This window comes from Hymenobacter rubidus (genome assembly GCF_016734815.1).
In the GTDB taxonomy this organism is placed as follows: Bacteria; Bacteroidota; Bacteroidia; order Cytophagales; family Hymenobacteraceae; genus Hymenobacter; species Hymenobacter rubidus.
Map to the genome: position 1 here is coordinate 1 of NZ_JAERQF010000063.1, position 8,635 is coordinate 8,635.

The window sequence follows — 8,635 nt, forward strand, 5'->3', positions numbered from 1 at the left end:
TACGGCGCAACCAGCTACTGCACCACGACCACGGGCACCGTCGCCCTGGGCATTGGCACGGGCTCGACGCTGGGCACCATCACGGTGAACCCGACCACGGGCCTGACCATCGCCGCCAACGGCGCCATCACGCCCTCGACCTCGACGCCCGGCACCTACTTCGTGACCAACACCGTGGCGGCCAGCGGTGGCTGCGCAGCGGCTACCGGCGGTACCACCGTCACCATTACGGCGCCGCAGACTGCTGGCTTCAGCTACGGCGCGGCTTCGTACTGCGTGAATGGCGGCACCAACCCCACGGCTACTCTGGCCACCGGCGCCACCGCCGGCACCTTCTCCTCGACCACGGGCCTGACGCTGAACGCGACGACCGGTGCTATTACCCTAGCCTCGTCGACGCCCGGCACCTACACCGTGACCAACACGGTGGCTGCCAGCGGCGGCTGCGCCGCTGTGACCAGCACGGCTACCGTGACCATCACGGCCGTGCCATCGGCGGCCTTTAGCTACGCGAATGCGGCGTATTGCGCCAGCGGCACGGCAGCAGCGGCCACCATTACGGGCGCTACCGGCGGCACCTTCACCGTGGCTCCGGCTACGGGCCTTGTAGTGAACGCCAGCACGGGTGCCCTCACCCTGGCCGGTGCTACGGCCGGCACCTACACCGTGACGTACAGCGTGGCAGGCACCTGCGCCGCCAGCAGCACGCAGACGGTAACCATCAACGCCCTGCCGCCCACGCCGACCATCACCGTTACGGGCACGCCGGCTACGGGCATCACGCTCACTTCGTCGTCGACTACCGGCAACCAGTTCTACCTCGGCGGCGTGCTGGTACCCGGCGCCACAGGTCAGAGCTACCTCATCAACTCGGGCACGCGCAATGGCGTCTACACCGTGGTGGTGACCAACGCGGCCGGCTGCTCGTCGTCTGCCTCGGCTGCCGTGACGGTGACCGTGACAGCCGCTCGCTCGGCTACCAATGGCCCGGAGCTGAGCGTGTACCCGAACCCCACGCCTACCGGCCAGCTGCAAGTATCCCTCGCGGGCAGTACCAAAGCCGTGGAGCTGACGGTGCTCAACGCCCTGGGTCAGCAGGTGTTCCGGCAAAACGTAGCCGCTGGCAACCAGCTGCTGACGCTTGACTTGTCGGCGCTGCCGGCTGGGGTGTACATGCTGCAAGGCCGCACGGCCGAAGGCACTACCATCCGCCGCTTCGTGCGCGAGTAAGCCGCTAGGCCCAAAAGTAAAAAAGGCCCACCGGATTCGGTGGGCCTTTTTTGCTTTTGGGCCTGAACATATCGGGAACGTTACCGGCAACGATTGCACAAATAAAGCAGCCTGCCTCAGTGCCGTTTGGGTCGGTGAATGGGTAATATTGATGTGGAACTCTCACCCAACACTACACTCATACCTATGTCTAATTTTTTCTCGACGCGCTTTGCGTGGCGCGGCTCAGCCGGTCGATTCTGGACCTTGCTGAGCTTTTTTGTGCTTGCCAGTATGGGCCGCGCATTCGCTTATGACCTGACCGTGGCCAAAGACGGCACCGGCAACTACACGACGGTGCAGGCCGCCATCGACGCAGCTCCCACGGGACGCACCACGCCGTTTACCATTTTCATTAAGAACGGCCGCTACAAGGAGCTGGTGAACGTGCCGGCCACCAAGCCCTTCATCCAGCTGGTGGGCGAAAGCGTGGCCAATACTGTTCTCACCTACAACAACTCGGCCGGCACCATTGTGGGCGGCGTGGCGCTGGGCACCCAGAACTCGGCATCGGTAACCATCAACGCCACCGATTTTTCGGCCCTGAACCTCACCTTTGAAAACGCATTCGGCGAGGCGGCCTCCAACGGGCAGGCCGTGGCGGTTTTGGTCAACAATGACCGGGTAGCTTTCCGCAACTGCCGCTTCCTGGGCAACCAGGACACCATTTATCTGAAAGGCAACGGCACCCCGCGCCAGTACTTCGTGAACTGCTACATTGAGGGCAACACGGACTTCATTTTCGGCAGCGCCATTGCGCTGTTCGAAAACTGCAACATCTACGCGAAGAACAAGGCCACGGCTGCCACCTCCTACATCGCCGTGCCGAACACCCCGACGGGCCAGGCCTTCGGGTTGGTGTTTAAGAACTGCAACGTGACCGGGCACTCCGTAGCCGGCGGCACCACCTACGACCTGGGCCGCCCCTGGCAGGCCAACCCCAAAGCAGCTTTCCTGAACTGCAACCTGAACACGCCCCTCATTCTGGCCGAGGGTTGGTCGCCCACCAGCTCGGCCGGTACGGCTACCATCCGCGACTCTTACTTCGTGGAATACCAGAACACCCACTTCAACGGCCGGGCCATCAACGTGAGCAGCCGCGTGCTGTCGGGCCAAGGCCTGACGCCCGTGCAGCCGTCTTCGCAGCTCACAGCTGCCGAGGCCGCGACTTATACCAAGGCCAACATCCTCGGCACCTGGGACCCCTGCTCGCTGATTGACTGCGTGACGCCGTTTGTAAAGCCCGTCATCGTCAACAACTTCAAGGGTGTGAAGGGCGCCACCACGTCGACCTTCACCTGGAACACGAGCTGGCCGATTTCCGGCGACGTGTTGAGCGTGTACCGCGCCACGGCCACGCCGCCCGCGCCCCTCGGTGCCTTTGCGGTGGTGAACACCCAGACCGAGCCCAGCGACACCATTTTCAACTATTCCTACTCCGACGCCGTACCCGCTTCGGGCAGCTTGTACAAGTATTTCGTGCGCGGCAGCGCCACGCCCCGCCAGCTTTCGTCGGATACTGTCACCATCAGCAGCGCCCCCACCATTGTGGTCGCGGGCACACTGGGTGGTTTCACCCAGCAGCTGGGCACCGGTTCGGGCGCCCAGAACGTGGCCGTCTCGGGCTCCGATTTGGTGGGACCGGTGATAGTGACGGCTTCCGCCAACTTCCAGGTATCGCTGACTTCGGGCGGCACCTACGCCAGCAGCGTGAGCCTGAGCCCGACCACCGGCACCCTGGCCAGCACGCCGGTGTATGTGCGCCTGAATGCCACCACGGCCGGCCCCTACACCGGTACCCTCACCCTGACCAGCACCAACGCCACCACCGTTACGGTAGCGCTGACCGGCACAGCCATTGTGGCGCCCACCATCACCTCCAACCTGTTGGAATGGTGGCCTTTGCGCGTGAATGCCACCGACAGCGCCCAGGTGCGCAGCAGCCGTATCACGGCCACGGTGCCCACGCTCAAGCGCCTGTACTTGTCCAACGGCACCACCATGGCCACGATTCCGGCCTACTCCAACCAGTTCGGGCAGGCCTTCGGGGCCAGCGCGGCCGGCGATGGCCAGTGGAGCACCGCCGCCGGTGGGCCCGGTGGCACGCTCGACCGCAAGTACTACGAGCAGTTTACCGTGACGGTAGCCGCTGGCGCCCCCGCCATGCGCATCGATTCGGTGCTGTTCAACTCGGCGTTCTACAACACCAGCTCCAATACCAAAATGGGCATTGTGTACTCGCTGAATGGCTTCACCACGCCCGCCGACTCCACCGAAATAACGGGTGTGAGCGGGCCGGGTGGCGCGCAGCCGCTCACGGCCAGCGGCAGCTTCAACAGCTCGTTCCCGCTGCTGAACCAGACCTCCGGCAACACCAACCTGTACCGGGTGGCCCTCAGCGGCCCCAGCACGGCCAACCCCAGCGGCGGCGTAACCGTGGCCCCCGGCCGCACCCTCACCGTGCGCCTGTATTATGCCTGCGGCAGCACCGGTATCCCGCGCTATGCACTGCTCAAGAACCTGCGCTTCAAAGGCGATGTAGCCGCGGCACCGGTGACTGTGCTCCAGTGGTGGCCTTTGCGCGTGAATGCCACCGACAGCGCCCAGGTGCGCAGCAGCCGTATCACGGCCACGGTGCCCACGCTCAAGCGCCTGTACTTGTCCAACGGCACCACCATGGCCACGATTCCGGCTTATTCCAACCAGTTCGGGCAGGCCTTCGGGGCCAGCGCGGCCGGCGATGGCCAGTGGAGCACCGCCGCCGGCGGCCCCGGCGGCACCCTGGAGCGGCGGTACTATGAGCAGTTTACGCTGCCCGTGGCCGCTGGCTCGACGGTGCGTGTTGACACCCTGCTGTTCAACTCGGCATTCTACAACACCAGCTCCAATACCAAGATGGCCGTGGTGTACTCGCTGAACGGCTTCACCACGCCCGCTGACTCGACCGAAATAGTGGCCGTTTCCGGCCCCGGCGGAGTTCAGACGCTTAGCGCCAGCGGCAGCTTCAACAACTCGTTCCCGCTGCTGAACCAGACCTCCGGCAACACCAACCTGTACCGCGTAACCCTGCGCAACGGCGGCGTGACCGTGGGCAGCGGCCAAACCCTGAGCGTGCGCCTGTACTACGCCTGCGGCAGCACCGGCATCCCGCGCTATGCGCTCCTGAAAAACCTGCGCTTCAAAGGCACGGCTCAGGCGGTATTGGGCGTGACGCCGGCTCAGGCGCTGGCTAAGCAGCTGCAGTTGTATCCGAACCCGGCCTCGACCTCGTTCCAGGTTCAGTTGCCCGTGCTGAGCAGCAAGTCAGCGGTATCGGTGGCCCTCATCAACACCCTGGGCCAGACGGTGCGCAGCCGCGTACTGAGCATCCCGGCAGGCCAGCCCATCAGCGCCGAAGTAGACGTGCGCGGCCTAGCCGCAGGCGTGTACACGCTGCGACTGAACGTGGACGGTACGCCTGTGACGCGCAAAGTGGTGGTGGAATAACCGCCACAGTACAAGCCACAAATCATCTTTTCATTCCACAAAACGCCTCGGCCATTGGTCGGGGCGTTTTGCTGTTTGGGGCGCGCCGCAAGGAGCCCCTGCGGCGCTGCAACTGGGTGGCCTGACTCCTGAGAACGTTACCGGCATCGATTGCACAAATAAAGCGGCTTCGTTCAGAGCCTTTTGGGTTGGGCACGGGGTAATATTGACTTGGAATTCTCCCCCAATACTACACTCTTACCCTATGTCAAACTTCTTCTCGACGCGCTTTGCGTGCCGGGGCTCAGCCGGCCGATTCTGGACCTTGCTGAGCTTTTTCGTGCTCGCGGGCATCAGCCGGGCATTTGCCTATGACGTGACGGTGGCCCAGGACGGCACCGGCAACTACACCACTGTGGCAGCGGCCATTGCCGCCGCGCCCACAGCCCGCACCACGGTCTACAGCATCTTCATCAAAAATGGCCGCTACCGCGAAAAAATCAGCATTCCGGCCAACAAGCCGTTTTTGCAGCTGGTGGGCGAAAGCGTGGCCAACACCATTCTTACTTACGATGACGGCGCCAGCACCGTCGTGGGCGGCGTGCAGCTGGGCACCCAGAACTCGGCCAGCTTCAGCATTGCCGCCACCGACTTTTCGGCCCTGAACATCACCTTCGAAAACAGCTTCGGCGATGGCTCGCAGGCAGTGGCCGTGTTGGTGAACGCCGACCGAGTCGTGTTCAAAAACTGCCGTTTCCTGGGCAACCAGGACACGTTGTACGTGAAAGGCAGCGGCACGCCCATGCACTACTTCCGCGACTGCTACATCGATGGCAACGTGGACTTTATCTTCGGCAGCTCGGTGGATGTGTTCGACCGGTGCGTGATTTACGCCAAGTCACGGCCGACTACCGGGGCGTCTTACATCACGGCGGCCAGCACGCCGCCCGGCCAAACCTACGGGTTCGTGTTTCACAACGCCAAGATTCCGTCCAATACCGGCGGCACGCTTTACTACTTGGGCCGGCCCTGGCAGAATTCAACCGGCAGCTCACCCCTGGCCCAGAACAAAGTGATTCTAGTGAAGCCCACCGTCGGCTTCAACCAGATTCAACCCGCCGGCTGGACCGTGTGGGACTCGGGCACCGACCCCACCATCATTACCTACGCCGAATTTCAGCCCCGCTACTTCAACGGCCACAACGTGAACCTGAGTCAGCGCGTGGCCTGGTCGCGCCAGCTGGCCGTGTCCGACACCACGCAGTACCAGACCAGCACTGTGTTTGGCAGCTGGGCCCCCTGCGCGGTAGCCAGCAACATCTGCACGGCTTTCACACCGGACATTGCCGTGTCGAACTTCCGCGCCACCAAAGGCGCCACCCAAACCACCCTGGATTGGAACATCAGCTGGGCCATGACGGGCATTCGCTACGACCTGCTGCGCTCGTCCGACAACGTGAACTTCACCCAGATTAACACCACCACGGCCACCAACGACTCGACCTACAACTTCCAAATGACCGATGCCCTGCCCACGGCCGGCAACGTGTACTACTACAAGCTGCAGGCCTCGAAGGCTGGTCTGGCAACGCACACCACCGCTACCGCCGTTATTTCGAGCGTGGCTACCATTAGCACCAACAGCACCTCGCTGGGCGTGTTTGCGCAGTACCAAACCGGCACGTCGGCGGTGCAGACGTACTCGCTTTCCGCAGCCAACCTCACCGCTAACCTGACGGTGACGCCCCCGGCCGGCTACGAGATTTCGCCCAACAACGGCACCACCTGGTACACCAACACCACGCCGCTGGTGCTCACGCCCACGGCCAACACAGTGCCCGCCACTACCATCAGCGTACGGCTGAACGCGGCCACAGTAGGCACTTATGCTGGCAACATCACGCACGTAAGCACGGCCGCCACGACTGTGAACGTGGCCGTGACCGGCTCTAAAGTGAGTTCGCCTGCACCCATCTCGAACCCGCTGCAGTGGTGGTCGTTGAAAGTGAGCGACCAGGACAGCGCCGCCATTCGTTCGTCGGCGGTGTCGGCCAGCAGCGTGAGCTTGCGCCGGCTGGTGGTTTCCGATGGCAGCGTAGCCGCCGTTCCTGCTCGCTCGGTGGCCTACGGCAAAGCGTTTGCGCCCGTCGCCGCGGGCCAGTGGACCACCGCCGTTGGCGGCCCCGGCAGCACGCTAAACCGGCGCTTTTACGTGCAGTTCACCATGCCCGTGGCGGCGGCCAGCACGGCCGTACGCGTCGACTCGGTCACGCTGTGGACGGGCTTCTACAATACCACCGGCCAGCTGGCGGTGGTGTACTCCAGGTCCAACTTCACCACCGACTCCACCAGCGTAACCAGCGGCCGGGGCCCGGCGGGCTCTTTCCCCGCCACGGCCAACGGTGCCTTTACCACGCCCATTGCCCTGCCCAACTCAGGCAGCACCTACCGCTTCGCGCTGAACAATGCCAGCGGTGTAACCGTGAACGGTGGCCAAACCCTCACCGTGCGCCTCTACTACTCCTGCAACAGCTCCAGCGCCGGCCGCTACGCCGAGCTGAAAGATGTGGTAATGAAAGGCCAGGCGGGCATCGTAACCGCCACCCGCAGCACGCAGAATGGCGTGAGCCTGAGCGTCTATCCGAACCCGGCCGCCGGCAACGCCACCATGGAGCTAACCGGTTTCCAGCAGCCCGCCACGCTCACCGTGCTCAATGCCCTGGGCCAGGTAGTACACCAGCAGGCGGTTGGCCTTGCCACAACGCCGCTCGACCTGAGCAGCCTGGCCAAAGGCGTATACCTGCTGCGCGTGAGCAATGCCGACGCCACGCTGACGCAGCGCTTGGTACGCGAGTAATTTCAGCAGACCATGCACAAGAAAAATCCCCGTTGGCAATGCCAGCGGGGATTTTTCGTTGATAAAGTGCCGACATAACTACCCGTCATGCCGAGCGCAGCGAAGCATCTCGCGTGCTTCAACTAATTAGTGGTGGCGGGCAAGATGCTTCGCTGCGCTCGGCATGACGGCCTTTTATGCATCTGTATCTGCCCGCCCACCTACTTCCCGCGCACCACCAATGTGCCAGTGCCGAGAGCCGGCACCCCGTCGCGGCTGAGGCCTTCGGCAACGGCCTGAAAGGTGCCCCCGCCATCGGCGGTGAAGAAGTGCAGCTCGGCCTCGCCTTTGGCATTGGTTCGCACCAAGGGGTTCCAATACAGCGTGCTGGTGCGGGGGTCAGCCGGCGGGTTGGTAATGAGGGCGTTGTAGCGGGGCTGGTAGAATTCGCGCGCGGCGTAGTAGCCGGGCAGCTTGATGGTGGCAATGCCGGGCGCCGGCGGACGGTCGGCCCCTTTGTAGTTGGGGTTGGCCCGTTTGGTATAGATGGCAATGGCCCCGCCGCTGTTGCCAAAGATGGCGGCTTCGTTGCCTTTGAAAATCTCGACCGACTCGACATCTGTCGACACCAGGGAGCTGATAAAGTCGATGTCGACCTTGTTGCCATCCAGGATGAAGACGGGCGTGCCGCTGCCCCGGATTTGGGCCGTCATATCCGGCGGGTTGCCGCTGATGGTGAGGCCCGCCACGCGGCCTTGCAGGTACTGCAGAATATTCATGCCCGACTGGGCCGAAGGTTCGTTGGCGAAGTCTATCACCGTGCCGCCGGTGGCTCCATACAGCCGGCGGGGGTCGTCGCTGGGCACGGCCACGCGCTTAGCCGTTACCGATACGTTGCCCAGCGTGACGTTGCGAATGCCTTTCTCCGGGTGCAGGTCTAAATCGGCGGCCTGGGCCTGGCGGCTGCGGCGCACAAAGGCCGCCACCCCTGCCGGCGCCGCCGACAGCGGCGGCAGCACCGGCAGCGGCTGGGTGCCGGGTGCGGGGCCTCTATCGGGAATAATC

At 63.6% G+C, this 8,635-nt stretch carries 4 protein-coding genes; 3 read left to right on the top strand and 1 reads right to left on the bottom strand.

Going from position 1 to position 8,635, the window contains the following annotated elements; genetic code table 11:
* From JKL48_RS22555 to JKL48_RS22565, 3 genes are all read left to right on the top strand, one after another.
* Window positions 1-1,230: T9SS type A sorting domain-containing protein (locus tag JKL48_RS22555; RefSeq protein WP_201987626.1), on the top strand; the 1,230-nt coding region annotated here is incomplete at its 5' end.
* A 273-nt stretch (window positions 1,231-1,503) separates the two neighbouring features.
* A complete protein-coding gene (locus tag JKL48_RS22560; RefSeq protein WP_201987628.1) occupies window positions 1,504-4,755 on the top strand; it encodes a pectinesterase family protein in 3,252 nt (1,083 codons plus the stop codon).
* A 244-nt stretch (window positions 4,756-4,999) separates the two neighbouring features.
* Window positions 5,000-7,591, top strand: coding sequence for a pectinesterase family protein (locus tag JKL48_RS22565; protein WP_201987630.1), 2,592 nt, complete (start codon window positions 5,000-5,002; stop codon window positions 7,589-7,591).
* A 200-nt stretch (window positions 7,592-7,791) separates the two neighbouring features.
* Here the strand turns inward: JKL48_RS22565 and JKL48_RS22570 are convergent.
* Window positions 7,792-8,635, bottom strand: an 844-nt coding sequence (locus tag JKL48_RS22570; RefSeq protein WP_201987632.1) for a TonB-dependent receptor, incomplete at its 5' end; no start/stop codon positions are given.

What these genes read in the sequence shown, in the direction of transcription:
- JKL48_RS22560 (WP_201987628.1), top strand. Translation starts at nt 1,504, where the DNA reads ATGGGCCGCGCATTCGCTTATGACCTGACCGTGGCCAAAGACGGCACC.
- JKL48_RS22565 (WP_201987630.1), top strand. Translation starts at nt 5,000, where the DNA reads ATGTCAAACTTCTTCTCGACGCGCTTTGCGTGCCGGGGCTCAGCCGGC.